Annotated in this window: 20 protein-coding genes; 12 read left to right on the top strand and 8 right to left on the bottom strand. The window is 71.1% G+C overall.

Annotated features, from left to right (window positions below):
* Positions 1-14 precede the first annotated feature (14 nt).
* The 4 genes from BMZ18_RS08000 to BMZ18_RS08015 are packed head-to-tail and all read left to right on the top strand — an operon-like array spanning position 15 to position 3,854.
* Complete coding sequence (locus BMZ18_RS08000; protein ID WP_068362259.1) at positions 15-1,595, top strand: alpha/beta hydrolase; 1,581 nt, start codon at positions 15-17, stop codon at positions 1,593-1,595.
* Between the two features lie 21 nt (positions 1,596-1,616).
* The gene (locus BMZ18_RS08005; protein WP_082894962.1) at positions 1,617-2,915 is read left to right on the top strand and encodes a glycosyltransferase family 87 protein; all 1,299 of its coding nucleotides are present in this window, start codon (positions 1,617-1,619) and stop codon (positions 2,913-2,915) included.
* Positions 2,916-2,924: 9 nt separating this feature from the next.
* Entirely contained in the window at positions 2,925-3,359 is a 435-nt protein-coding gene (msrB, locus tag BMZ18_RS08010; protein WP_068100923.1) for a peptide-methionine (R)-S-oxide reductase MsrB, read from the top strand.
* Between the two features lie 36 nt (positions 3,360-3,395).
* Positions 3,396-3,854 (top strand): MaoC family dehydratase, encoded by a 459-nt coding sequence (locus BMZ18_RS08015; protein ID WP_068100920.1) that lies wholly within the window; start codon positions 3,396-3,398, stop codon positions 3,852-3,854.
* Here BMZ18_RS08015 and BMZ18_RS08020 read toward each other — a convergent pair.
* From BMZ18_RS08020 to hemQ, 3 genes are all read right to left on the bottom strand, one after another.
* Positions 3,845-6,133: a molybdopterin-dependent oxidoreductase gene (locus BMZ18_RS08020; RefSeq protein ID WP_068362175.1), complete on the bottom strand. Its 2,289-nt coding sequence runs from the start codon at positions 6,131-6,133 to the stop codon at positions 3,845-3,847. The two genes, BMZ18_RS08015 and BMZ18_RS08020, sit on opposite strands and share 10 nt — an antisense overlap.
* Positions 6,134-6,201: 68 nt before the next feature.
* A complete protein-coding gene (locus BMZ18_RS08025; RefSeq protein ID WP_068100913.1) occupies positions 6,202-6,900 on the bottom strand; it encodes an HAD family hydrolase in 699 nt (232 codons plus the stop codon).
* Positions 6,897-7,592 (bottom strand): hydrogen peroxide-dependent heme synthase, encoded by a 696-nt coding sequence (gene hemQ / locus BMZ18_RS08030; RefSeq protein WP_068362178.1) that lies wholly within the window; start codon positions 7,590-7,592, stop codon positions 6,897-6,899. Before hemQ ends, BMZ18_RS08025 begins: the two co-directional genes overlap by 4 nt.
* A 119-nt stretch (positions 7,593-7,711) precedes the next feature.
* Here hemQ and BMZ18_RS08035 point away from each other — a divergent pair, with 119 nt between their 5' ends.
* On the top strand, positions 7,712-8,635 hold the full coding sequence (locus BMZ18_RS08035) for an ABC transporter substrate-binding protein (RefSeq protein ID WP_068362265.1): 924 nt from the start codon (positions 7,712-7,714) through the stop codon (positions 8,633-8,635).
* 8 nt (positions 8,636-8,643) lie between these two features.
* Here the strand turns inward: BMZ18_RS08035 and BMZ18_RS20035 are convergent, their stop codons facing one another.
* Together BMZ18_RS20035 and hemE are read right to left on the bottom strand one after the other, a co-directional pair.
* Positions 8,644-10,005, bottom strand: a complete 1,362-nt coding sequence (locus tag BMZ18_RS20035) for a protoporphyrinogen oxidase (protein WP_068362181.1) — start codon at positions 10,003-10,005, stop codon at positions 8,644-8,646.
* A complete protein-coding gene (hemE, locus tag BMZ18_RS20040) occupies positions 10,002-11,084 on the bottom strand; it encodes a uroporphyrinogen decarboxylase (protein WP_068362183.1) in 1,083 nt (360 codons plus the stop codon). Before hemE ends, BMZ18_RS20035 begins: the two co-directional genes overlap by 4 nt.
* Positions 11,085-11,217: 133 nt before the next feature.
* On the opposite strand from hemE, the gene BMZ18_RS08050 reads away from it, so the two are divergent.
* The 5 genes from BMZ18_RS08050 (at position 11,218) to BMZ18_RS08070 (ending at position 17,867) form a co-directional block, all read left to right on the top strand.
* Positions 11,218-11,769: a DUF3000 domain-containing protein gene (locus tag BMZ18_RS08050; RefSeq protein ID WP_206027527.1), complete on the top strand. Its 552-nt coding sequence runs from the start codon at positions 11,218-11,220 to the stop codon at positions 11,767-11,769.
* Position 11,770: 1 nt separating this feature from the next.
* On the top strand, positions 11,771-13,087 hold the full coding sequence (locus BMZ18_RS08055; protein WP_371828489.1) for an HRDC domain-containing protein: 1,317 nt from the start codon (positions 11,771-11,773) through the stop codon (positions 13,085-13,087).
* Positions 13,088-13,165: 78 nt separating this feature from the next.
* The gene (locus tag BMZ18_RS08060; RefSeq protein ID WP_068362186.1) at positions 13,166-14,389 is read left to right on the top strand and encodes a thiolase family protein; all 1,224 of its coding nucleotides are present in this window, start codon (positions 13,166-13,168) and stop codon (positions 14,387-14,389) included.
* 5 nt (positions 14,390-14,394) lie between these two features.
* On the top strand, positions 14,395-16,533 hold the full coding sequence (locus BMZ18_RS08065; RefSeq protein ID WP_068362273.1) for a 3-hydroxyacyl-CoA dehydrogenase NAD-binding domain-containing protein: 2,139 nt from the start codon (positions 14,395-14,397) through the stop codon (positions 16,531-16,533).
* Between the two features lie 320 nt (positions 16,534-16,853).
* A complete protein-coding gene (locus tag BMZ18_RS08070; RefSeq protein WP_068362189.1) occupies positions 16,854-17,867 on the top strand; it encodes an iron-siderophore ABC transporter substrate-binding protein in 1,014 nt (337 codons plus the stop codon).
* 23 nt (positions 17,868-17,890) lie between these two features.
* On the opposite strand, the gene dxs is transcribed toward BMZ18_RS08070, so the two are convergent.
* Complete coding sequence (gene dxs / locus BMZ18_RS08075) at positions 17,891-19,780, bottom strand: 1-deoxy-D-xylulose-5-phosphate synthase (protein WP_074922075.1); 1,890 nt, start codon at positions 19,778-19,780, stop codon at positions 17,891-17,893.
* A gap of 130 nt (positions 19,781-19,910) precedes the next feature.
* On the opposite strand from dxs, the gene glsA reads away from it, so the two are divergent.
* Positions 19,911-21,737, top strand: a complete 1,827-nt coding sequence (gene glsA / locus BMZ18_RS08080; RefSeq protein WP_068362192.1) for a glutaminase A — start codon at positions 19,911-19,913, stop codon at positions 21,735-21,737.
* A 14-nt stretch (positions 21,738-21,751) separates the two neighbouring features.
* On the opposite strand, the gene BMZ18_RS08085 is transcribed toward glsA, so the two are convergent.
* The gene (locus tag BMZ18_RS08085; RefSeq protein WP_082894964.1) at positions 21,752-22,531 is read right to left on the bottom strand and encodes an anti-sigma factor; all 780 of its coding nucleotides are present in this window, start codon (positions 22,529-22,531) and stop codon (positions 21,752-21,754) included.
* Between the two features lie 52 nt (positions 22,532-22,583).
* Entirely contained in the window at positions 22,584-23,246 is a 663-nt protein-coding gene (locus tag BMZ18_RS08090) for a sigma-70 family RNA polymerase sigma factor (RefSeq protein WP_068362278.1), read from the bottom strand.
* Between the two features lie 291 nt (positions 23,247-23,537).
* Here BMZ18_RS08090 and BMZ18_RS08095 point away from each other — a divergent pair, with 291 nt between their 5' ends.
* Positions 23,538-24,542: an ATP-binding cassette domain-containing protein gene (locus tag BMZ18_RS08095; protein WP_068362197.1), complete on the top strand. Its 1,005-nt coding sequence runs from the start codon at positions 23,538-23,540 to the stop codon at positions 24,540-24,542.

Raw genomic sequence — 24,542 nt, forward strand, 5'->3', positions numbered from 1 at the left:
GCACGCTGGTGCGCATGCAGACGCGCCGAGCCGGACGGCTTCCCGCTTCCGTCGGTTCGGTGCTGGTCGCCGCCGTCCTGCTCGGCGCGTGCGGTGCAGGCCCGTCCGCGCGACCGGACGTGGCCGTGGACGGCGGGACCGACGGGGGAACGGCCCCCACGTCGTCAGCCGCGCCGGCGGCACCGCCGGCCCTGGAAGCTCCGGTGACCGATCTGAACTGGAGCGACTGCACCGCCCGCCTGACCGCGACCGTCGGGGTCACGGCTGCGCCGGACACCGTGGTGGAGTGCGCCACCGTCACGACGCCGATCGACACCGAGGTGGCCTCGGACGGCACGTTCGAACTGGCGGTGACACGCGTGCGAACCACCGCCACCCCCGCGGACGCCGTTCCGGTGGTCTACACGTCGGGAACGGATCGACCGTCGTTCGCCGACGTGGCCGCCCTGGCCGCCCAGCCGGACACCGCACTGCTGGCCACACATCCGGTGGTCGGTGTCGACCGCCGGGGAACGGGCAACTCGGCGCCGTTCGACTGCTACTCCGGCGCGACGTCCACCCGGAACGCCCTCGTCGACCTCGGGCAGTACTCCCCCGGCGACGATCCCGTCGAGGCCACCGCGGCGCTGGCCCGTGACGCGACCATCGCCTGTACCGACTTCCTCCAGCCCGACGCGCTGGCGTTCGCGTTGCCGAACACCGCGGACGACCTCGAGGCGCTCCGCCGCGCCTGGGGTGTCACCACACTCTCTCTCGTGGGGTCGGGCAACGGCGCACTCGTCGCCCTCGCCTACGCCTCGGCCTACGGCGACCACGTCGCGCGCCTCGTGCTGGACTCCCCCGCGAACGTCGTCACCGACGCCGTGCCGGCGGCCGAGCAGGTGGTCCGTGCGCGCGAGAGCGCGTTGACCGAGTTCGCGACGCGGTGCGCGGCGCTCGGGTGTTCGTTGGGCGCGGACCCGCGGGCCGCCGTCGTCGACCTGCTCGCGCGGGCAGACGCCGGCGACTTCGCACCGCTGTCCGGCGCCACCGTGCGCGACGCCGTCGTCACGCTGCTCTCCTATCCCCGGACCGCCGACGCGGCCGAGCGGGTCCGCACGGCATCGGACACCCTGGCGGCGGCCCGGTCCGGCGACACGACCGCACTCGCGCGCGAGGTCGATCTGGCGCGGTCCTTCACCGCGACGGACGGCGTGTTCGTCGGCCGCTGCACCGACGGTCAGCAATGGCCGGGTCCGGACCGCGTGCGCGAGTTGTCGTCGGCGTGGTCGTCGCTCTATCCCGCGTTCGGTGCCGTGGCGGCCCGCTCGCTCCTCGTCTGCTCCGCGTGGCCGTCGTCGCCGCCCCCGCCGGTGCCGTCGGCGCCGGGCGTTCCGGTGCTGATCCTCAGCGGCCGGGGCGACGCCGTCTCCGGCACCGAGCAGCTGCCGACCGTCACCGGCGCCCTCGGGTCGGCCGGGACCCGGACCGCCACCGTGACCTGGGACGGCCTCGGCCACCCCGTGCTGGTGGGCTCGGCCTGCGGGCGCGCAGCGGTGACGACGTACCTCTCCGCGGGCGACGTGCCGACGGGTGGGAATGCCTGTCCTGCCTGACGCTCGCGGTACCGTCCCCTCGTGTCTTTCCGTGAATCGCCGGTCTCGTCCGCACTGAGTGCCCTCGAACCGAGGACGGGGCGGACCACTGCGCAGGTCCTCACCTACGCCCTCTGGCCCATCGCGATTCTCACCGCCGTCAACCGGGTGATCGTCAAAGCCGTCAACGGCAACATCACCGACGACTTCCGCCCGGTGTACAACGCCGCACTCGCGTTCCTGAACCGTCGGGAGATCTACACGGCGGACTTCGACTCGGTGGATCCCCACTATCTCTACCCGCCCAGCGGCACCCTGCTGATCGCGCCCATCGCGGTCCTCGACCCGGAGAAGGCCCGCTGGCTGTACATCGGCATCAACGCCGTCGCCGTCGTCGCCGCGCTGTACCTCCTGCTTCGCCTCTTCGATCTGTCGGTCACGTCCGTCGCCGCCCCTGCGGTTCTTCTGGCGGCGTTCTCGACGGAAACGGTCACCAATACGTTGGTCTTCACCAACATCAACGGGTTGCTCCTGCTCGGCGAGGTGCTCTTCATGATGTTCCTGCTGCGGAAGCGGCAGTACTGGGCGGGCGCGGCGATCGGACTGACGATCGCGGTGAAACCCACCCTGGCACCGCTGCTGTTGCTCCCGCTCGTGCGGAAGGAATGGCGAGTCTTCGTCACCGCGATCGGGGTCCCGGTGGTCCTGACTCTGCTGGCCCTCCCGTTGTCGGTGGACCCGTTCGCCTTCGTCTCGCACACCGTGCCCTACCTGCTCGAGACGCGGGACTACTTCAACAGCTCGATCGTGGGCAACGGCCTGTACTACGGACTGCCGACCGGACTCGTCGTCGGTCTGCGGGCCGCGTTCGCGGCCATGGTCGCGGTGTCTCTCTGGCTGCTGTGGAAGTACTACCGCCAGGACGAGCTCTTCTTCGTCGTCACCGCCGGCGGCCTGCTGCTGGTGGCCTCGTTCCTGCTGGCCTCCCTCGGCCAGATGTACTACTCGATGATGCTGTTCCCGCTGCTGATGTCGGTGGTGCTGCGCAACTCGGTGATGCGGAACTGGCCGGCCTGGCTCGCGGCGTACGGGTTCCTCAGCTACGACAGCTGGCTGGTGGGCCGCTTCCCCGAGTTCGGACGCACCCTCGAGTACCTGCGGGTGACGTGGGGGTGGTCGCTGATCATCGTGGTGATCTTCGCCGTGCTCGTGGGCCGCTACCTCACCGCGAAGCGAGAGAGCCGCCTGGACACCGGCATCGATCCCGACTTCCTCACCGCTCGGGCGCCCGTGCGCACCCCCTCACCAGCGACGACGGCGCACGCCGCCGAGACGCATTAGCGTGGTCGCATGACTTCCGCTCGTGACACGAACACCGATCGACCGGCCTACGACCTCACCGACGAGCAGTGGCGGGACAAGCTGACCGCCGCCGAGTACGCCGTGCTCCGCAAGGCCGGAACCGAGCGTCCCTACGTCGGCGAGTACACCGACACCACCACCGAGGGCGTGTACCGCTGCCGCGCGTGCGACGCCGAACTGTTCCGCAGCACCACCAAGTTCGAGTCCCACTGCGGCTGGCCGTCCTTCTACGACCCGGCCGACACCGACGCCGTCATCCTGCGCGAGGACCGCTCGATGGGCATGAAGCGCGTCGAGGTGCTGTGCCGCAACTGCCACAGCCACCTCGGGCACGTCTTCGAGGGTGAGGGCTACCCCACCCCGACCGACCAGCGCTACTGCATCAACTCCATCTCGCTCACCCTGGTGCCGGACGGGAAGTGACACCGCGCACCCACCGGGGCCGCTAGGGTCCCGGGGGTGCGTACCTTCACTTCGGCAGACGACATCACCGGCGCGGTCGGCGAGACCATCGGGACCAGCGACTGGCTCGAGATCACCCAGGAGCGGGTGAACACCTTCGCCGACGCCACGGGCGATCACCAGTGGATCCACGTGGACGTCGAGCGGGCCACGAAGGAAAGCCCGTTCGGTGGGCCCATCGCGCACGGCTACCTCACGCTGTCCCTGCTGCCCATGCTGTCCTGGCAGACGTACACCGTCGAGAACTCCCGCATGGGTGTGAACTACGGCAGCAACAAGGTTCGCTACGTTCACCCCGTGCCGGTGGGGTCGCGGATCCGGTTGGTCGCCGTCCTCGGAGCGGCGGACAGTCTGGCCGACGGCGCCGTGCAGATGACGGTGGACTCCACCATCGAGATCGAGGGTGTGGACAAGCCCGCACTCGTCGCGCAGGTGATCTCGCGCGTCTACTTCTGAGGTCGCTCGGCGAACTCGGGCGGCTGGTGGGCGCGCACGGGAGGCAGTGCGCCCGTCCACTTCTCGATCTCGACGAGAACGTGCTGCCCGGTGCAGCCTTGCGCCAATGAGCTGGTGCCCCGGTCCTCGGTGAGCACGTTCACGTTGCCGTGCACGCACATCGAGCGCGGGTCCGCGGGATCGAGGGGGTCGTACCAGGCCCCCGTCGCCAACTGCACCACGCGCGGCCGGAGGCCGTCGTCGACCCGCAGACCCGCCAGGCACGCGCCGCGATCGTTGAACACCCGCACCACATCACCGTCGGCGAGCCCTCGCGCCCGCGCGTCGTCCGAATGCATGCGGACCGGCTCCCGGCCCTGGACCTTCGAGGCCTGGCTGACGGCACCGTGGTCGAGCTGGCTGTGCAGGCGAGTTCTCGGTTGATTGGCGACGAGGTGCAGCGGGAAGCGACCGGCACGCTCGCCGTGCAGCCACTCCTGCGGCTCGTACCACCGGGGATGCCCGGCGCAGTCGTCGTAGCCGAAGCCGTCGATGGTCTCGGAGAAGATCTCGAGCCGGCCGCTCGGCGTCCGGAGTGGCGCACGCGCGGGGTCGTCCCGAAAGTCCGCGAGCAACGTCAGATCGTCCTCGGTGTCCATTCGGAACGCCCCGTCCCGCCAGAACTCGGCGAACGTCGGCGGAGTGACCCGGCCGGCGGCGGAGACGAACGCGCGCCAGGGTTTGTAGAGATGCCGCAGCCAGTCCGCGGCGTTGCGGCCCTCCGTGAACTCCTGCTCGATGCCGAGCTCGCGGGCGAGCAGGGTGAACGTCTCGTAGTCGTCCTTGCTGTCGGCGAACCGGGCCACCGCGGCCGGCATCGCGACCAACCACGGATCGTTGCGCGTGCAGCTCAGATCGTCTCGCTCGAGCGAGGTGGTCGACGGCACGACGAAGTCCGCGTGCTTGGCCATCGGCGTCCAGAACGGATCGTGGACGATCACGGTGTCCGGGCGGCCCAACGCCTCGCGCAGACGACCGAGGTCCTGGTGATGGTGGAAGGGATTGCCGCCTGCCCAGTGGACGAGTCGAATGTCGGGGAACGTTCGACGCTCGCCGTCGTAGTCGTACGGGGCACCCGGATTCAGCAGCATGTCGGACACGGCCGCGACGGGAATCGACGTCGGCACCCGATTGGTTCCCTGCGGCAGCGTCGGCAACGGGTACGGCACCGGCCCGATGCCGGGCTCGTTCATCGAGCCGTAGCCGTGGCCGAAACCGGCTCCCGGAACACCGATTCCGCCGAGCATCGCGGCGAGCGTCATGCCCATCCACGGGGCCTGCTCTCCGTGACGGGTGCGCTGCAGCGAGAACGTCACCGTGATCATCGTGGTGCTGCGGGCCATGCGGCGCGCGAGATCTCGGGTGACGGACGCGGGGATGCCGGTGAGGGCCTCGGCCCACTCCGGTGACTTCGACATCCCGTCGGTCCGTCCGAGCAGGTAGTCCTCGAACCGGTCGTAGCCGACGGTGTACCGCTCCAGGAACCGCGTGTCGTGCCATCCGTTGGTCGCCAGGACGTGGGCCAGCGCCATCATGAGCGCGACGTCCGAGCCGGGCACCGGGGCGAGGCGCTCGGCGGTCCCCTCGAGGTCGTCGGCCAGCGGCGAGATCGACACGATCCGCCCACCGCGCGCTCGTAGGCGATGCAGGGCGTCGCGCGTCGGATGATGGCTCGTTCCACCGTGATTGACGAAGGTGTTCTTGATCGGCACGCCGCCGAACGCCACCAGCAGATCGGTGTGCTCGGCAATCACGTCCCAGGACGTGGAGCGGGAGAACATCTTCCAATGGCTGCCCATCACGTGCGGCATCACCACGTTGGTGGCGCCGAGCGAGTAGTTGCCCACCGAGCGGGTGTAACCGCCGATCGTGTTGAGGAAGCGGTGCACCTGGCTCTGCGCGTGATGGAACCGCCCGGCGCTCCCCCACCCGTAGGACCCGCCGTAGATCGCCTCGTTGCCGTGCCGGTCGATGACCCGACGGAGTTCGCCCGCGAGAAGCGGGACGAACTCGTCCCAGTCCATCTCGACGTAGGAGTCGTTGCCGCGCAACGCCGTCGGGCCCGGTCCGTGCTCGAGCCACCCGCGTCGCACGGCCGGCCGCCGAATACGCGACGGGTGGGTGACCGAGCCGGGGACGTTGCCGATCAGCGGGGACGGATCACCGTCCTCCGCGGCGGGCCGCACGGCGACGACGTCGGCGCCGTCGGTGTCGACGGAGAAGCGCCCGTAATGGGCCATGTGCGGGACGCACCAATCGTTGCTGTGCGGGACGCACCGAGTGTTGCCGTGAGGAATCGAGCGGGCGGTCACCGCAGGTCGAGTCCGTGTGCGGCCAGCACGTCGAGCAACGCGGTCGGGCGGTCGACGGTGGGAAGCGGGTCCACGAGCCCGAAGGCCGCGCCGACGGCGCGAGCGCCGCCGTCGGCCTCCTCGCTGTCGCCCACCATCAGGGAATGCTCGGCAGGGACGCCGAGATCGCCGAGCGCGGCACGGAAGATGTCGGGGTCCGGTTTGATGGCCCCGACCTCGTAGGACAGAACGAAGGACGTGACGGCGCCGTCGACCCCGAGTCGAGCGAACGCCGGGCGGAGGTCGAAGGCGATGTTGCTGACGATCGCGACGGGAATGCCGCGGTCGGCCAGGCCGCGCAGCACGCGGGCGGTGTCCGGGTAGGGGGTCCACGAGTCCGGGTCGACGACGCGTCCGTACAGCGCTTCGGCGTGCTCGGGCCGATGGACGCCCGACGCCGCCAGCACGGCCAGGTACGCCGCACGATGCATGGCGGGGTCGAGATCCCGACGTTCCCACGCCCGGTGACCTTCGTCGTCCAACGTGACCGTCGCGCCGACGGGTTGGGTGAGCCGGCGCATCAGCTCGGCCTGGTAGTGACCGTCGATCTCCTCGTCGTCGCCGACACGCAAGTCGGCGAACCAGCTCTCGTCCTCCTCCAGCCGGAAGAGAGTTCCCGAGAAGTCGAAGAGAACGGCGTCGGGCGGGCGCGTCACGGCAGGGACTCGACCAGCTGTTCGAGGCTCACCCGCGGTCCGGAGAAGAACGGAATCTCCTCGCGCACATGGCGTCGGGCCTCGGTGGCACGCAGGTCGCGCATGAGGTCGACGATGCGATCGAGCGCCGGCGCCTCGAACGCGAGGATCCACTCGTAGTCGCCGAGCGCGAAGGACGGCACGGTGTTGGCGCGGACGTCCTTGTACCCGCGGGCGGCCTTTCCGTGGTCGGCGAGCATGGTGCGGCGTTCCTCGTCGGGCAGGAGGTACCAGTCGAGGGATCGCACGAACGGGTAGACGCAGATGTAGGCGCCGGGCTCCTCGTTCGCGATGAACGCCGGGACGTGCGACTTGTTGAACTCGGCGGGACGGTGCAACGCGGCGTTGCTCCAGAAGGCCGTGCTGGCGCGGCCGAGTCGCGTGGCGCGGCGGAATCGGGAGTACGCCGACTGCAGGTCCTCGATCTTCTCCGCGTGCCACCAGATCATGAAATCGGCGTCCGCGCGCAGTCCCGACACGTCGTAGATGCCGCGGACCACGACGTCCGTCTCGGCGAGGTCGTCGAAGAAGGCGCGCGCCTCGTCGAGGGCGGCCGCGCGGTCGTCGCCGAGGGCGCCGGGGGTGGCGGTGAACACCGAGTGCATCGAGTACCGCAGGGTCGAGTTGAGCTTGTCGAAGTCCAGACGTGCCATGGCCTCATCGTGCCACCCACGGGTCGCGGCGGAACTGTCAGGAGTGTCACCGACCTGGCCGCCCACTCGCCCCCGCCATGAGGTTAGGCTCCCCTTGCCTTGTCCCCGCCTCGTCCCCGATCGTCAGGAGTTCCGTGCGCCCCGTCGCCCTCGTGATCACGGCCGTCGCGGCCGCCGCGCTCGTGCTGTCCGCGTGCTCGACGCCGGACACCGACGCCGGCGCACCCGATGCCACCCGCACCGTCGACCACGCCCGCGGCGCCACCGAGGTGCCCGCCGATCCCGTCCGCGTGATCACCCTCGAGCCCGTCGAGCTCGACACCGCCGTCGCCCTCGGCGTGATCCCCGTCGGTACCTCCGTGCTGAGCGAGGCCACCGGCGTTCCCGCGTACCTCGGTCCCGAGGCGGAGCAGATCCCCACCGTGGGAACGGTGGCCGAACCGCGCCTCGAAGCGATCGCCGCCCTGGAGCCCGACCTGATCCTGGGCACCGACACCCGGCACGGGGACTTCTACGACCAGCTCGCGGCGATCGCGCCGACCGTCTTCATGGCGTCGCAGTCCGACCCGTGGCAGGACAACGTGCGGCTCGTCGGCCGCGCACTCGGCCGCGAGGACCGCGCGGAGGAGGTGCTCGGCGACTACACCGCCCGCTGCGCGGAGGTCGCCGCCGCGCACGACACCGCCGGCCGGACGGCCCAGTTGATCCGCCCGCGCGACGACGTTCTCACCCTCTACGGCCCGCTGTCCTTCGCCGGCAGCACGCTCGAATGCGCCGGTTTCACCACACCGCCTCGGGCGGAGTGGGCCGACGAGATCAGCGTCGACCTCTCCCCCGAGCTGGTGTCGCAGGCCGCGGCGGATCTGGTGCTGGTGACCACCGTCGACCCCGGGGCCGACGCTCCGCTGCCGGCGCCGATCGTCGCCAACCCGGCCGTGTTCCCGAATCCTCACCCGGTCGATCAGGCCTCGTGGATCACCGGCGTCGGACCCAAGGGCGGCCAGGCCGTTCTCGACGATCTCGAGCGCATTCTCTCGCGCTGAGCCTGCGGTCAGGCGAGCGCGGCCGCCGTGCGCTCGGCGGCGGCGCTCGCCACCGCGACGCAGGCGGGCACCCCGACCCCGTGCAGGTAGGCACCCGCGAGTTCGAGCCGGGGCAGGTCCGCCGCCGCGGCCTCGAGGTCGGCCACGACGTCGAGGTGGCCGGGGCGATACTGCGGCAGCCCGCCGTACCACCGCTGGACGACGGCGGCGGTCGGCGCGGTGTCCACCCCGAGGACGTCCGCGAGATCGCGCCGCGCCGAGTCGATCAGCACGCCGTCCGGCTCGTCCACGATCGCGGCGTCGCCGTAGCGTCCGAAGGACGCGCGGACGAGCTCGCCGCCGCGGTCGGCGAGGTGCGGCCACTTCCTACTCGACAGAGTGAACGCCTTGGCCCGCAACGGCTCTCCGTCGTGACGCAGCTCCCCGGTCGCGACGAGAACGCCCGAGTTGTCGGGCAGGTCCACCCCGTCGAAGCGCAGGGCGACGACGGCGGACGACGCGAGTTCGATCGCGCCGAGGCGGTCCGCGAGAGTCGGGAAGGTCGCGAGGGCAGCGGCGGCGGCGGGTGCGGGGAGGGCCACGACGACGGCGTCCACCACGCCCACGCCGTCGACGGTCCATTCCGAACCGGCCCTCGTCACGGATCCCACCCGCGTGACGACGCGCTCCGCGTCGGCCTCGGCGGCCAGGGCCTCGAGGACCGGACGATAACCCCCGCGCAGCCCGCCGAAGACCGGGCCCGGCGTCGGCGCGGGCCGCGCCCGCAGTACCGCGTCGGTCAGGCTCGTGGCCCCCGCGTCGAGCGCCGCGGCGAGACCGGGCAGCGCCGCGCGCACACCGGTGGTGACCGAGAGGCCGGAGTACACCCCGCCGAGGAGCGGATCGACGCTCCGTGCGGTGACCTGCGGACCGAAACGCTCGGACACGAGATCACCGAGGGAGGCGTCGTCGCCCGGCGTCCATCGGAACGGCGTCGTCGCCTCGGCCTCGATCCGCGCCACGGTCGCCGCGTCGACGAGGTGCGCCACCGACTCCGCCGACGCGGGAATGCCCATGAGCGTCCCCACCGGGAGCGCGTGGAGGGACCCACCCGACCGCACCAGCGGACGGGCCGTCGTCGACGGTCGCACCAGCAGGTCGCTCAGGCCCAGCTCCGCCAGCAGGGCCGGCATCTCCGGGCGGCGGGCGACGAACGCTTCCGCACCGACGTCCACCGGGACGTCCCCGACGTCCACGGTGCGCAGCTTGCCGCCGTCCCGATCGGCGTCGTCGACAAGCAGGATGCGGGCGGACGGCCCGAGGGTCCGTCGCAATCGGTAGGCCGCGACCAGGCCGCTGATCCCCGCGCCGAGAACGGCCACGGCGGTCACAGCGAATGCACCAGCTCCACCACCGACGTCACCACGTCGGGATCGGTGGCGGGGAGCACGCCGTGACCGAGGTTGAAGATGTGCCCGGTCGCTCCCGCCGCGAGGGCGCGGTCGGCTTCGCCGACGATGCGCTCGACCTGGCGGCGCACGGCGTCGGGACCGGCGAACAGCACCGCGGGATCGAGATTGCCCTGCAGACCCTTGCCCGGTCCCACCCGCGTCGCGGCGACGTCGAGCGGGATGCGCCAGTCGACGCCGACGACGTCCGCACCGGCCTCGCCCATCGCCCCGAGGAGTTCGCCGGTGCCCACACCGAAGTGGATGCGGGGAACGCCGGCCGCGGCCACGGCGTCGAACACGCGCGTCGAGTGCGGCAGGACGAACTCGCGGTACTCCGCGAGCGAGAGCGCACCGGCCCAGGAGTCGAACAGCTGGACCGCGTCGACGCCGGCGTCGAGCTGTGCGGTGAGAAAGGTGATCGTGGTGTCGGCCAGGCTGCCGAGCAGGGCGTGCCAGGTGTCGGGATCGGAGTGCATCAGCGCCTTGGTGCGCTCGTGATTGCGGCTCGGTCCCCCTTCCACCAGGTAGGAGGCCAGGGTGAACGGCGCCCCGGCGAAGCCGATCAGCGGAACGTCGCCGAGTGCGGCGAGCAGCAGACCGATCGCGTCGGCGACGGGCCGAACCTGATCCGGAGCAAGCGCGGGGAGCGCACGGACGTCGGCCACCGACCGCACCGGCTCGGCCACCACGGGGCCGGTGCCCGCCACGATCTCGAGGTCGATACCGGCGGCCTTGAGCGGAACGACGATGTCGGAGAACAGGATCGCGGCGTCGACCCCGTGCCGGCGAACCGGCTGCATCGTGATCTCGCAGACCATCTCGGGGTCGAAGCACGACGCGAGCATCGAGGTGCCCTCGCGCAGCTTCCGATACTCCGGCAACGACCGACCGGCCTGACGCATGAACCACACCGGACGCCGCGACGGCGTGCGGCCCGTCGCCGCCGCGAGGAACGGGGCGTCGGGGAGTGTCCGACGCGCGACGTCGTGACCGGAAGCGGGGGCCGAGGTGGTGTTCATCGGCCTCCATGCTGCCAGAACGCCGCGATCCGGCGCGCCTCCGCTCCTGTGCCCCGTGACCGGGCTAACGTCCGATTTCGTGACCACGCCCGATGCCTCGCAACCCGCGCAGTTCCGCGCCGCCATCGAGGCGATGCACCGTGCCACGGTGCACCCGAGCATCGAGGTGGGACCGATCCGGCCACCCCAGCGGCTCGCGCCGTACAGCTACGCCCTCGGCGCCGAGGTGCGCCACCCGGACTCGGAGGGCGTTCCCGAGCAGACCGAGGGCGACGCCTTCGGCCGATTGATCCTCCTTCACGACCCCGAGGGCGACGAGGCCTGGAACGGCACCATGCGCCTGGTCGCCTACATCCAGGCCGACGTCGACGCCTCGCTCGCCGGTGATCCGCTGCTTCCCGACGTGGCGTGGTCCTGGCTGGTGGACGCGTTCGAGGCACGGAGCGAGCCCCTCACCGCCCTGGGCGGCACCGTGACGTCCACCAGCTCCGTGCGGTTCGGCGACATCGCCGGCCCCCCGCGCGCGCACCAGCTGGAACTGCGCTCCTCCTGGACAGCACTGACCGACGAGCTGTCCGTCCATGTCGAGGCGTTCTGCGAGGTCCTCGCCTACGCCGCCGGTCTGCCGCCCGCGGGCATCACCCGCCTCGGTGCGCGCGGGTCGGCCGGCACCGCCGACGCCTAGAGTGGCCGAGGTGCCCGACAGTTCCGACACGCCCGAGACGACAGCGGCCGTCGCCGCCCGGCCCGAGCCGACACCGCTGCTCGCCCCGCGCGACGGGGTGCCGCCGCTGACGGACACGCCCGACGCCGTCCGCGCCGTCGCCGCCGCGCTGGCCGCCGGATCCGGGCCGCTCGCGGTCGACGCCGAGCGCGCCTCCGGTTTCCGATACTCCGCTCGGGCCTACCTGATCCAGCTCCGACGCCGCGGCGTCGGCACCGTTCTGCTCGATCCGATTCCCGTGGTCGCGGCCGGGGACGACGGACGCGACGCCCTCGCCGCCCTCGCCGACGCCATCGGCGACCTCGAGTGGGTCCTGCATTCCGCCGACCAGGACCTGCCCGGCCTCGCCGAGCTGGGTCTGACCCCGGGCTCGCTCTACGACACCGAACTCGCCGGGCGGTTGGCCGGGTTCGAGCGGGTGGGTCTCGCGGCGATGGTCGAGCGGGTGCTGGGGCTGTCCTTGCAGAAGGGTCACGGCGCCGCCGACTGGTCCACCCGTCCGCTCCCCGACACCTGGTTGAACTACGCGGCGCTCGACGTCGAGGTCCTGGTGGAGCTGCGCGACGCCATGGCCGAGGAGCTGGCGAACCAGGGAAAGACCGACTGGGCCGCACAGGAATTCGAACACATCCGCCTGGCCCCACCGCCCGCGCCGAAGCCGGACCGGTGGCGGCGGACGTCCGGCATCCACGCGGTGAAGAACGCCCGCACCCTGGCGGCGATCCGCGAATTGTGGACCGCCCGAGACGATCTCGCTCGCAAACGCGACGTCGCCCCCAGCCGGGTCCTGCCCGACTCCGCCATCACCGCTGCAGCGCAACAGAACCCGTCGACCAGCGGAGAACTGCGGTCGCTTCCGGTGTTCGGCGGCCCGCGGCAGCGTCGTCAATCGCACGTGTGGATGTCCGCCCTCGAACGCGCCCGCGTTCTGCCGGACACAGCGCTGCCCCCGGTCGCCCAGCCGTTCACCGGTCCCCCGCCCATCAGCCGCTGGGCCCGGCGCGACCCGGCCGCCGCGGCACGGCTGACCGCCGTGCGCGAGGCCGTCGCGGCGCTGTCGGAGCGGGTGCACGTTCCCGTCGAGAATCTCTGCGCCCCGGACACCCTGCGACGCCTCTGCTGGGAATGGCCGGGACCGCCCGCGACCGACGACCTCCCGGCCCACGTGGACGCCGTTCTCACCGCCCACGGCGCCCGTCCGTGGCAGCGCGAGGTGGTCGGTCCCGTCGTCACGGAGGCACTGGCCACCGCGGACGTGCCCGAAGTTACCGACGAGTAGCAGACGGTCTACAGTGACGGTGCTCGGACCACCGTCCGAGCCGATCCTCGCCGATCCTCGCGCTCGCCGGAAGGAACCATGTCCGAACAGTCCTCGTCCGCTGCCGCCTCGTCCGCCCGCGGTGTCGTCTTCGTCGACGGCATCCGCACCCCGTTCGGCAAAGCCGGCCCCAAGGGGATGTATGCCGACACCCGCGCAGACGACCTGGTGGTCAAGTCCATCCGGGAACTCCTGCGCCGCAACCCGGAACTGCCGCCCGAGCGGGTCGACGAGGTCGGCATCGCCGCCACGACCCAGACCGGTGACCAGGGCCTGACCATCGGTCGCACCAGCGCGCTGCTCGCCGGACTCCCGCAGAGCGTCCCCGGCTTCGCCGTCGACCGCATGTGCGCCGGCGCCATGACCGCCGTGACCACCACCGCGTCGGGCATCGGGTTCGGGCAGTACGACGTGGTAATCGCCGGCGGCGTCGAGCACATGGGCCGCCATCCGATGGGCGAGGGCGTCGACCCGAACCCGCGCTTCCTCGCCGACCGCCTCGTCGACCCCAGCGCGCTGGTCATGGGCAACACCGCGGAGAACTTGCACGATCGCTACCCGTCCATCACCAAGGACCGCACCGACGCCTACGCCGTCGCGAGCCAGGAGAAGTACGACGCCGCCAAGCGCGCCGGGCTCATCGGCGAGACCCTCGTGCCCGTCGCCACCAAGTCCGCCGCCGGGTGGGGCCTCGCCACCGAGGACGAGCCGCCACGCCCCGGCACCACGCTGGAGAATCTCGCCGCACTGAAGACGCCGTTCCGGCCGGCCGGCCGGGTCACCGCCGGCAACGCCGCAGGTCTGAACGACGGCGCCACCGCGGCGATCCTCGCGGGTGAGGACACCGCGGCCGAGCTCGGCCTGAAGGTCGGCATGCGCATGGTGGGCTTCGCCTTCGCCGGCGTCGATCCCGCCGTCATGGGCGTCGGCCCGGTGCCGGCCACCGAGAAGCTGCTGGCACGCACCGGCCTGTCGATCGGCGACATCGGCCTGTTCGAGATCAACGAGGCCTTCGCCGTTCAGGTCCTCGCGTTCACCGAGCACTTCGGCATCGCCGACGACGACGCTCGGGTCAACCAATGGGGCGGCGCCATCGCCTGCGGCCACCCCCTCGCCTCGTCCGGCGTTCGGCTGATGACCCAGCTCAGCCGTCAGTTCGCCACTCGCCCCGACGTCCGTTACGGCCTGACCACCATGTGCATCGGCCTCGGCATGGGCGGCAGCGTCATCTGGGAGAACCCGAACTTCGACGGGAGCAAGTGACCATCATGACCGAATCCACCACCGCTCCGGCGGAATCCACCACCGCCCCGGCCGCATTCGCCGACGAGGTCGTCACGCACGCCTTCACGCGCATCCTCACCGTCCCGGGCATCGACGGACCCGTCGCGCTCGTGACCATCGACAACGGCTTCGACCACACCAAGCCGTCCACCTTCGGCCCGGCCGGACTCGACGCGCTCGATGCGGCGCTCGACGAGGCCTACGCCGCCGACCCGGTCGCCGTCGCCGTCACCGGCAAGCCGTTCGTCTTCGCCGTCGGCGCGGACCTGAACGGTGTGCCGAAGATCGCCGACCGGGAGGTCGCCCTGACGATGGGGCGTCGCGGCCACGCCGTGTTCCGTCGTCTCCGTGAGTCGTCGGTGCCGACGTTCGCTTTCGTCAACGGCGCCGCGCTCGGCGGCGGCCTGGAACTGGCCCTGCACTGCCACTACCGGACCGTCGCGGACAACGCTGCGGCCCTGGGCCTGCCCGAGACCTTCCTCGGACTCGTCCCAGGCTGGGGCGGGACGCAGTTGCTGCCCAACATCATCGGGCCCTCGGCCGCCGTGACGGTGGTCGTCGAGAACGCCCTCAACCAGAACCGCATGCTCAAGCCGGCCGACGCGCAGAAGATCGGTATCGCCGACGCGGTGCTCGGCGGCGCCGACTTCCTCGAGCAGTCGCTCGTCTGGGCCGCCTCGGTGCTCGCCGGTGACGTCGTTCCCGCCCGGCCCGAGATCGATCGCGGCCAGGCGTGGGACGAGGCGATCACGCGCGCGAAGGGCATCGTGGCCGGCAAGACGCGCAACCACGCTCCGGGTCCCGTCAAGGCCGTCGAACTGCTCGAGCTGGCGCGGAACACCGATCTCGCCGATGCGGCGTCGCTGGACCGCGGGTTCGCCGCCGAGGACGAGGCGCTCGCCGACCTCCTCATGGCCGACGAGCTGCGAGCGGGCCTCTACGCCTTCGACCTGGTCCAGAAGCGGGCCAAGCGTCCCGCCGGCGCCCCCGACAAGTCGGCCGCCCGCAAGGTCACCGGCGTCGGCATCGTCGGTGCCGGACTCATGGCCAGCCAGCTCGCGCTGCTCTTCGTGCGCCAGTTGAAGGTGCCGGTGATCCTCACCGACATCGATCAGGAGCGCATCGACAAGGGCGTCGGCTACGTCCACGCGGAGATCGACAAGCTGCAGGGCAAGAAGCGACTCTCGCCCGACGCCGCGAACCGCCTCAAGGCGCTCGTGTCCGGCTCGCTGGACAAGGCCGCGTTCGCGAAGACCGACTGGGTCATCGAGGCCGTCTTCGAGAACCTCGACGTCAAGAATAAGGTGTTCGCCGAACTCGAGGAGTACGTCTCCCCCGAGACGATCCTGGCGACCAACACCTCCTCGCTGTCCATCACCCGCATGGCCGCCGACCTGAAGCACCCCGAGCGAGTGGTGGGCTTCCACTTCTTCAACCCGGTCGCCGTCCTGCCGCTGCTCGAGGTCATCCGCGGCGAGAAGACGGACGACGCCACGCTGGCCACCGCGTTCGCCACGGCCAAGTCGTTGAAGAAGTCGGCCGTGCTGGTCGCCGACAAGCCGGGCTTCGTGTTCAACCGGCTGCTCACCCGCGCCCTCGGCGAAGTCATGAACGCCATCGACGAGGGCACGCCCTTCGACGTCGCGGACGACGCCATCGGGGAACTCGGCATGCCGATGAGCCCGCTGACCCTGCTGTCCCTCGTCGGCCCGGCGGTGGCGCTGCACACCGGCGAGACGATGGCCGAGTACTACCCGGAGCGCTTCCACGACTCCCCCGGCCTCCAGGCCATGGTGGCCGCGAAGAAGTCCGCGGTGTGGACCTACGGCGCCGACGGCACCAAGACCGTCGATCCGGAGGTTGCCGATCTGTGGCCGCAGGGCGACTCGCCGTCCACGTCCGAGCAGGTCCTCGATCGCACGCGCCGCGCCTTCGCCGAGGAGATCGACATCATGCTCACCGAGGGCGTCGTCGCCGCGGCGCAGGACATCGACCTGTGCCTGATCCTCGGCGGCGGGTTCGGATTCTGGAACGGCGGCATCACCCCGTACCTGGACCGCACCGGCACCTCCGAGGCCGTCACCGGACACCGCTTCCTCGACAAGGGCGTAGCCAGCCTCTAGTTCCACCGACACCTCCGGGTGGGTGCCTCGCGCATCCGCCCGGAGGTGTCGTCGTCTGCGCAGGTTCCCGCCACCCTCACCGGCTACAACCAGTGCACCTGACCAGAACCCGAGCAGGTGGAGGCCGGACTCGAACCTGCTCCCGTTCTCACAACCTGCTCCTGTTACAGCCGAAGCAGGTTGCTGGAACCGGAGCAACTTTCCACCTGCGCAGCTTCCCGCCACCGTCACCGGCTACAACCAGTGCACTTGACCGGAACCTGAGCACCTTCACCCGGGCACGCCCCTGAGAACCGGATTGCGTAGGTTAGGCTACCCTCGTGAAACGTACCCGCCTCGTTCCCCTCGTCGCCGCGACGGCCGCCGTCGCCCTCGTGGCCGGCTGCTCGTCCGACACCGGCCCCGACACCTCCTCGGGCGCCTCGGCCGACGGCGCGTTCCCCGTCACCATCGAGCACACCTTCGGATCCACGGAGATCCCCTCCGCCCCCGAGCGCATCGTCACGATGGGCTGGAACGCCCAGGACATCCTCGGCGCGCTCGGTGTGACCCCGGTCGGACAGCCGCGGTACACGTACGGCGCCGACGAGAACGGCGTGATGCCGTGGGCCCAGGAGTTCTACGACGCCGACGCCACCACGCTGTACGAGGACCCGGCGGCGGGTGATCCGGACGTCGAGGCTCTCGCCGCGCTGGGGCCCGACCTGGTGCTCGCTCCCTACGAGGGCTTCTCGCAGACCTACTACGACACCCTGAGCGGAGTCGCACCCGTCGTCGCGTACCCCGGCGGCGCCTGGCAGACCACGTGGCAGGAGCAGACCACGATGATCGGCGAGGCAGTCGGCAAGCCCACCGAGGCGCAGGACCTCATCGACGGTCTGGGTGAGCGGCTCGCCGCCGAGGCCGAGGCCAACCCCGAGTTCGCGGGCAAGACGATCGCGGTGGTGAACCTCGACACCGACGGCGGTCAGGCCAACGTCTACCTGCCCACCGATCCTCGGGTGCAGGTGCTCAACGAGATGGGCTTCGTGAACGCGCCTGGCGTGACCGCGCTGGCCGACGCCGACACCACCGGCTCGTTCTTCTCCACGGTCTCTCTCGAGAACGTCCAGAGCTTCGACGCGGACGTCGTGGTCGCCTTCACCCCGGAGGGCTTCACCTTCGACTCGGTCCCCGCGCTGGCCACCCTGCCCGCGGTGCGGTCCGGATCGGCGATCGCGATGACCGACGAGCAGGTCATCGCCGGACTGAGCAACGTCAACCCGGTGTCGACGCCGTGGGTGCTCGAGCGCATCCTGCCGCAGTTGAAGGACGCCGCCGGCAAGGCAGCCTGACCGCGACGCGGGCGGTGGCTCGGTCAGATGCCGTCCGGCCGATGGCCGAGCCACCCGAACACCCGACCGGCGATGTCGGCCGGGGTCAGCCCGATCTCCCGATGGATGCGATCACGCGAACCGTGGTCCAGGAACTGTTGCGGCACACCGAGATCTCGACACGGCACGTCGACACCCGCAGCACGCAGCGCCGCGGACACCGATGCCCCGATGCCGCCGTGCAGGCCGCTGTCCTCCACCGTGACCACCAGGCGATAGTCCGCCGCGAGCTTGGTCAGCGACTGCGGCACCGGCAGCACCCAACGCGGATCGACGACGGTGGCACGCACGCCACCCGCGGACAACTCCTCCGCCGTGTCGAGGGCCAACGACGCGAACGGCCCGACGGCCACGAGCAGGACGTCGCCCGGCCCGTCGGTCTCGTGGAGGACGTCGACGACGTCGTCGATGCGGCGCACGGCCACCGTGCTCTCCGGCACGGCCCCCTTGGGGAAGCGAATCGCGGTGGGACCGTCGGACACCGCCAACGCCTCGGCCAGTTCCTCGCGGAGGGTGGCGGCATCACGAGGCGCGGCGACCTTCATGTTCGGCACGATGCCGAGCAGCGACATGTCCCACATGCCGTTGTGGCTCGCGCCGTCCGATCCGGTCACCCCGGCGCGGTCCAGCACCAGCGTCACGGGCAGCTTCAGCAGCGCGACGTCCATGAGCAGCTGGTCGAACGCGCGGTTGAGGAACGTCGAGTAGACGGCGACCACCGGATGCAGGCCGCCGAGGGCCAAGCCCGCTGCGGACGTCAGGGCGTGCTGCTCGGCGATGCCGACGTCGAAGAAGCGGTCCGGGTACCGGTCGCTGAACGCGGCGAGGCCGGTGGGTCCCGCCATGGCCGCCGTGATGGCGACGACGTCAGGGCGCTCGGCGGCGAGCTCGATGAGCTCACGCGAGAACACCGACGTCCAGTCGGGGGCGGCCACGGCGACGGCGCGGCCGGTCAGCGGGTCGATCACGCCGGTGGAGTGCATCTGATCGGCGACGTCGTTCTCGGCGTGCGAGTACCCCATGCCCTTGCGGGTCACGGCGTGGACGATGACCGGTCCGCCGTAGGCCTTCGCGCGGCGCAGCGCCGACTCCATGGCCGACTGATCGTGCCCGTCGACCGGACCGAGGTACTTGATGCCGAGGTCGGTGAACATCACCTGGGGACTGACGGCGTCCTTCAGACCGGCCTTCATGCCGTGGAGCATCGCGTAGGCGGGCGAACCGACCACCGGGATGTTCCGGACGACGCGACGACCCGTGTCGAGCGCGCGTTCGTATCCGGGCTGCAGACGCAGGGTGGCGAGGTGATCGGCCAGACCGCCGATGGTCGGCGAATAGGAACGACCGTTGTCGTTGACGACGATGACCAGCGAGCGGTCCTGGCCGGCCGCGATGTTGTTGAGGGCCTCCCAGCACATGCCGCCGGTCAGGGCGCCGTCCCCGACGATCGCGACGACGTGCCGGTCCGACCGGCCGGTGAGGGCGAAGGCCTTGGCGAGTCCGTCGGCGTAGGAGAGCGAGGCGGACGCGTGCGACGACTCCACCCAATCGTGCTCGCTCTCCGCCCGCGACGGGTAGCCGGACAGGCCACCGTCCTTGCGCAGCGTGTCGAACCGGTCGGCCCGCCCGGTGACGATCTTGTGGACGTAGGCCTGATGACCGGTGTCGAAGATCACGGCGTCGGTGGGCGACTCGAACACCCGATGCACGGCCAGCGTCAGTTCGACGACGCCCAGATTCGGCCCGAGATGGCCGCCCGTGGCGGACACCTTCTCCACCAGGAACTGCCGGATCTCGGAGGCGAGCTCGGTCATCTCGTCGAGGGAGAGCTCACGCAGGTCGCCGGGCTCGTGCACACGTGACAGAACACCCAACGAAATCGTCTCCCCTCGTACGGTCCGACCGGGGCGCGCCGATCGGTCACGCCAGTCTACGTGTCACCGAGCGTCGCGTTACCGTACGACGGGCCACAGGGAGCACCGACGGAACGAGGCACCGAGAACGATGACCGACGTCGTGCAGCACATCCTCGACGACGTGTACGCGCTGTGCGCGCAGGACACCTCCGGCGCCGTCGCCGACTACATCCCCGAGCTCGCGTCCGCCGAACCGGAGCGCTTCGGCATCTGCCTCACCACCGCCGACGGCTACGTCTACGAGGTGGGCGACACCCGGGTGCCCTTCACCATCCAGTCCGTCTCCAAGCCGTTCACCTACGCCCTGGCCCTCGCCGACCGCGGTGAGGAGGCGGTGGCGGCGAAGATCGACGTCGAGCCGTCGGGCGAGCCGTTCAACGAGATCAGTCTCGACCCCGTCACCGAACGCCCGCGCAACCCGATGATCAACGCCGGGGCCATCACCGCCGCGTCGCTCGTGGCGGGCGACACCCCCGGCGAGCAGTTCGAGCGCATCCGTCGGTCCTTCTCCCGGTTCGCGGGCCGTGATCTCGAGCTGGACGCCGCCGTGCACGCCTCGGAAGCCGCCACCGGGCATCGCAACCGCGCCATCGGACACATGTTGCGCTCGTTCGGCGTGGTCGAGTCGGATCCCGACGCGGCCGTCGACCTGTATTTTCGGCAGTGCTCGCTGACGGTCACCGGCCGGGACATCGCCCTGATGGCCGCGACTCTCGCCAACAACGGCACCAACCCGTGCACCGGAGTCGTCGCCGCCGACCCCGTGCTGACCGAGCGCGTACTCAGCGTCATGACCACCTGCGGCATGTACGACGGAGCGGGCGACTGGGTCAACCGCGTCGGGCTCCCCGCCAAGAGCGGTGTCGCCGGTTCCGTCATGGCCGTCCTGCCCGGCCAGCTCGGCATCTCCGTCTTCTCCCCCCGCCTCGACGGGCACGGCAACAGCGTGCGCGGCGTCCTCGCGTGCCGTGAGTTGTCCCGCCGCCTCGAACTCCACTTCCTCCATGTCGGACGCGCCGCCCGCAGCGCGGTCCGAGCCCGGTACAGCCTCGTCGACGCCCCGTCGCGGCGCCGCCGCACCGCATCCGAACAGCGCACCCTCGCCGAACGGGGCTCGCGCGCACGGATCTTCGAACTGCACGGCGACCTGTTGTTCTCGGCCGCGGAGTCGGTCGTGCGTGCGGTGACACCGGCCGCGGACGAGACCCCGCCGGATGCGGTGGTACTGGACATGCGCCGCGTCGACGACGTCAGCGGAGTCGCGCGGTCCATGCTCGACGCGCTCGCCGATCAACTTCGAACCGCCGGGTGTGCCGCGGGGTTGGTCGATCCACGCGGCACCATGGCGCACACGGTGTCCACGCTCGCCGACCGGAACGGCTCCGGCCGGGTGTTCGCGACCCCGGACTCGGCGCTCCGGTGGGCCGAGGACGTCGTCCTCGATCGGTGGTGCGACGGGCCGCGCCAGGCCACCGAGGTCTCGCTCGCCGAGCACCCGGTGCTGGCGGCGGCGACCCCGGACCACCGAGACCGCATCATGGCGCTCACCACCACCGTCCGGCACGCGCCGGGAACCGTCGTCGCCGACGTCGGCGACCCGGCACTCGGGCTGGCCCTGGTGCTGTCCGGTCGGGTGACCGTGGAATTCGTCTCCGACGACGACGTGGTCCGCCCGGTGTCGACGCTGTCCGCGGGGATGAGTTTCGGCGAGATCCCGCTGATCCGGCGCGGCGAGTTCGGGCTGCGGATCACCGCGGTCGAGGACACCGAGGTGGCCGTTCTCGCGCCGGCCGACTTCGACCGACTCCGCACCGAGGACCCGGCCGCGACGGCGGATCTGGTGATCACGCTGCTGGACCGCGCCTACGAGCAGGTGGAGACGATCGTGGGGGCGCTGAGGCAGCGGACCACCTAGCGGTCGCAGGCCGACTAGAACGTGACCGCGACGATCGGCTGGCCGGTGGGGGCGTCCGACCCGCCCTCGGGCTCGACGGTGACGGCCCAGGTGGTGGCGCCCGACAATCCGGTGACCAGGTGCTCCCGGTCCGCGGTGGCGCTGTCGGCCTCGATGAGTCCGGCGGGCCGGGGCGCGGGGTCCGCGCCGATGAGCCACATCTCGAACACTCGCCCGTCGCCGGGGTCGGCGACCCCGTCGAGCGTGACGACGGCCGCGTCCTGCGTGGGCGACCACGCGACGGTGGCCGAGCCGCCGCCCTCGACGGCCACGGTGCTGCGCTGGACGTCGTCGGCGGCGAGCACGGTCGCGGTCGGCGAGGCCGGATCGGAGCCGAACTGCTGGGACACGACGGCTCCCCCGACGCCGACCACGAGGACGGCAGCGGCGGCCGCGGCGGCGAGGCGCCACCGGCGTGTGCGACGACGATCGTCGAGCGAGACCACCGGGGACGGCTCCGCGACGGGGTCCGGCGGACCGGACGCGGTTTCGGGCTCGACGGCAGCGAGAATCCGCTCCCGCAGATGCGCGGGCGCGGGACTGGCATCCGCGTCGGCGGTGAGTGCGAGGGTGACGTGCACCGATTCGACGACGGCGTCGAACCGAGCGCGCTGGTCGGCGGGCGCCGACGCCACGCGTCGGTCGATGTCGGCGCGTTCGGCGTCGTCCACGGCGTCGAGCGCGTAGGCGTACGCGAGGTCGATCAGGTCCCGAGGTTCCGCGTCGCCGGACGGGGACGAAGGCAGGGAAGGCACGGAAGGCATGGGGTCGAGCTCGTCTTTCCGATGTCGGCCGGGGCCGGCAGGGTCACTCACCGCCGTCCACCCCCAGACATTTCTGTAGCTTGATCAATCCGTCCCGGATGCGGGACTTCACGGTGGGCACGGCGACTCCGAGTCGCTCGGCCACCTCGCGGTAGGTCCATCCGTTGTAGTACGCCATGCGGACGGATTCACGTTGGGTCTCCGTGAGCGAGGCGAGACAGCGCACCACGGCCTCGGATTCGAGGGTCTGGGTGACCGACTCGAGCACCTCGTCGTGCGCGGGGTTGTGCGCCTTGCTGCCGTAGAGCGCCTCGCGGTCGGTGCCGGACTGTTCCGACCGCACCCGGTCGACGGCGCGGCGATGCGCCAGCGTCATCATCCAGGCCAGGGGTGAGCCCTGCGCAGGGTCGTAGCGGTCCGCGGACCGCCAGATCTGCAGGAAGACCTCCTGCGTCGTCTCCTCGCTGAACCCCGGATCCCGCAGGACACGGAGCACCATGCCGTAGACGCGGGAGGAGGTGAGGTCGTACAACCGACCGAACGCGGCCTGGTCACCCGTCGCGGACGCGGACAGCAGCGAGCGCAACTCGTCGGCCTCGGCGGCTCGCCGGGCCTTCACGTCGGACGTCGGCACCACGCAGGCCGCATCGACCGCGCTTGCGTCGACCGCTCCCGATTCGACCGTGTCCGACTCGTCCGCACTCATCGCGCGCGATCCGACGCGGAACAAGATGTGTCGTTCATCGACCACGACACTAGTGGTCATCGTCCACACCTCACTACCGGCCGCGCCGACTCGTCGTGGTCCACCCCCCACACAGACCTTGTGTTCCGTCATCGGGGATTCGGTACCGAGGACCGCTCGGACCGGAACCGAACCGGCCGGAATTCAAATCCGTTGCGACGACGCGCGCCGGCGCGCACGATGTGTGCGCATCGACCGGGTTCGTCACCCGACCCGCGATGACTTTTCGATCCGACAGGAGTCGTCACCGGTATGAATCCCCCCATCACCGACGGGGCGCGCCTCGCCCCGGCCGACGGCATCGCCACCGACCTCGCGATCGAGGCGACCGGCCTCACGAAGACGTTCGGGTCCACCGTCGCGGTGGACGGCGTGGACCTCGCCGTGCCGCGCGGCGGCGTCTACGGCGTGCTCGGCCCCAACGGTGCGGGCAAGACCACCACCATGCGCATGCTCGCGACGCTGACGAGCATCGACGGCGGGTCCGCCCGGGTCCTCGGCCACGACGTGGCCACCGAACCCGACGCCGTGCGGTCGGCCGTGTCGCTGACCGGACAGTTCGCGTCGCTCGACGAGGACCTGACCGGCTGGGAGAACCTGGTGCTGTTGTCCCGCCTGTACGGCTACAGCCGACCGGCCGCACGCGAGCGCGCGGACCTGTTGCTGCAGGTCTTCGACCTGTCGGCCGCGGCGAGCAAGCAGGTCAAGACGTACTCCGGCGGGATGCGGCGACGGGTCGACATCGCCGCCGGCCTGGTCGTCACACCGGCACTGATGTTCCTCGACGAGCCGACCACCGGCCTCGACCCGCGCAGCCGCAACCAGGTCTGGGAGATCGTGCGGTCACTGGTCGCGGGTGGAACCACGGTCCTGCTCACCACCCAGTACCTCGACGAGGCCGATCAGCTGGCCGACCGCGTCGCCGTCATCGATTCCGGTCGCGTCATCGCCGAGGGCACCACCGGCCAGCTGAAGGCCTCGGTGGGCTCGGGCTCCCTGCACGTCCGGGTGGTCGAGTCCGCCACCCGTCCCGAGGCGGCGCGGATCCTGCGGGAGACGCTGCGGACGGACGTGATCGAGGAGCCGGATCCGGCCGCCCTCACCTCCATCGTCGACGACACGGCCGCGGTGGCGCGCGGCCTCACCGCCCTGCACGAGGCCGGTGTCGAGATCGGCACCTACGCGCTCGGGCAACCGAGCCTCGACGAAGTGTTCCTGGCCCTCACCGGCCGACCCACCGACCAGGAGGCGTCCTGA

This window comes from Rhodococcoides kroppenstedtii, assembly GCF_900111805.1.
GTDB classification, from domain to species: domain Bacteria; phylum Actinomycetota; class Actinomycetes; order Mycobacteriales; family Mycobacteriaceae; genus Rhodococcoides; species Rhodococcoides kroppenstedtii.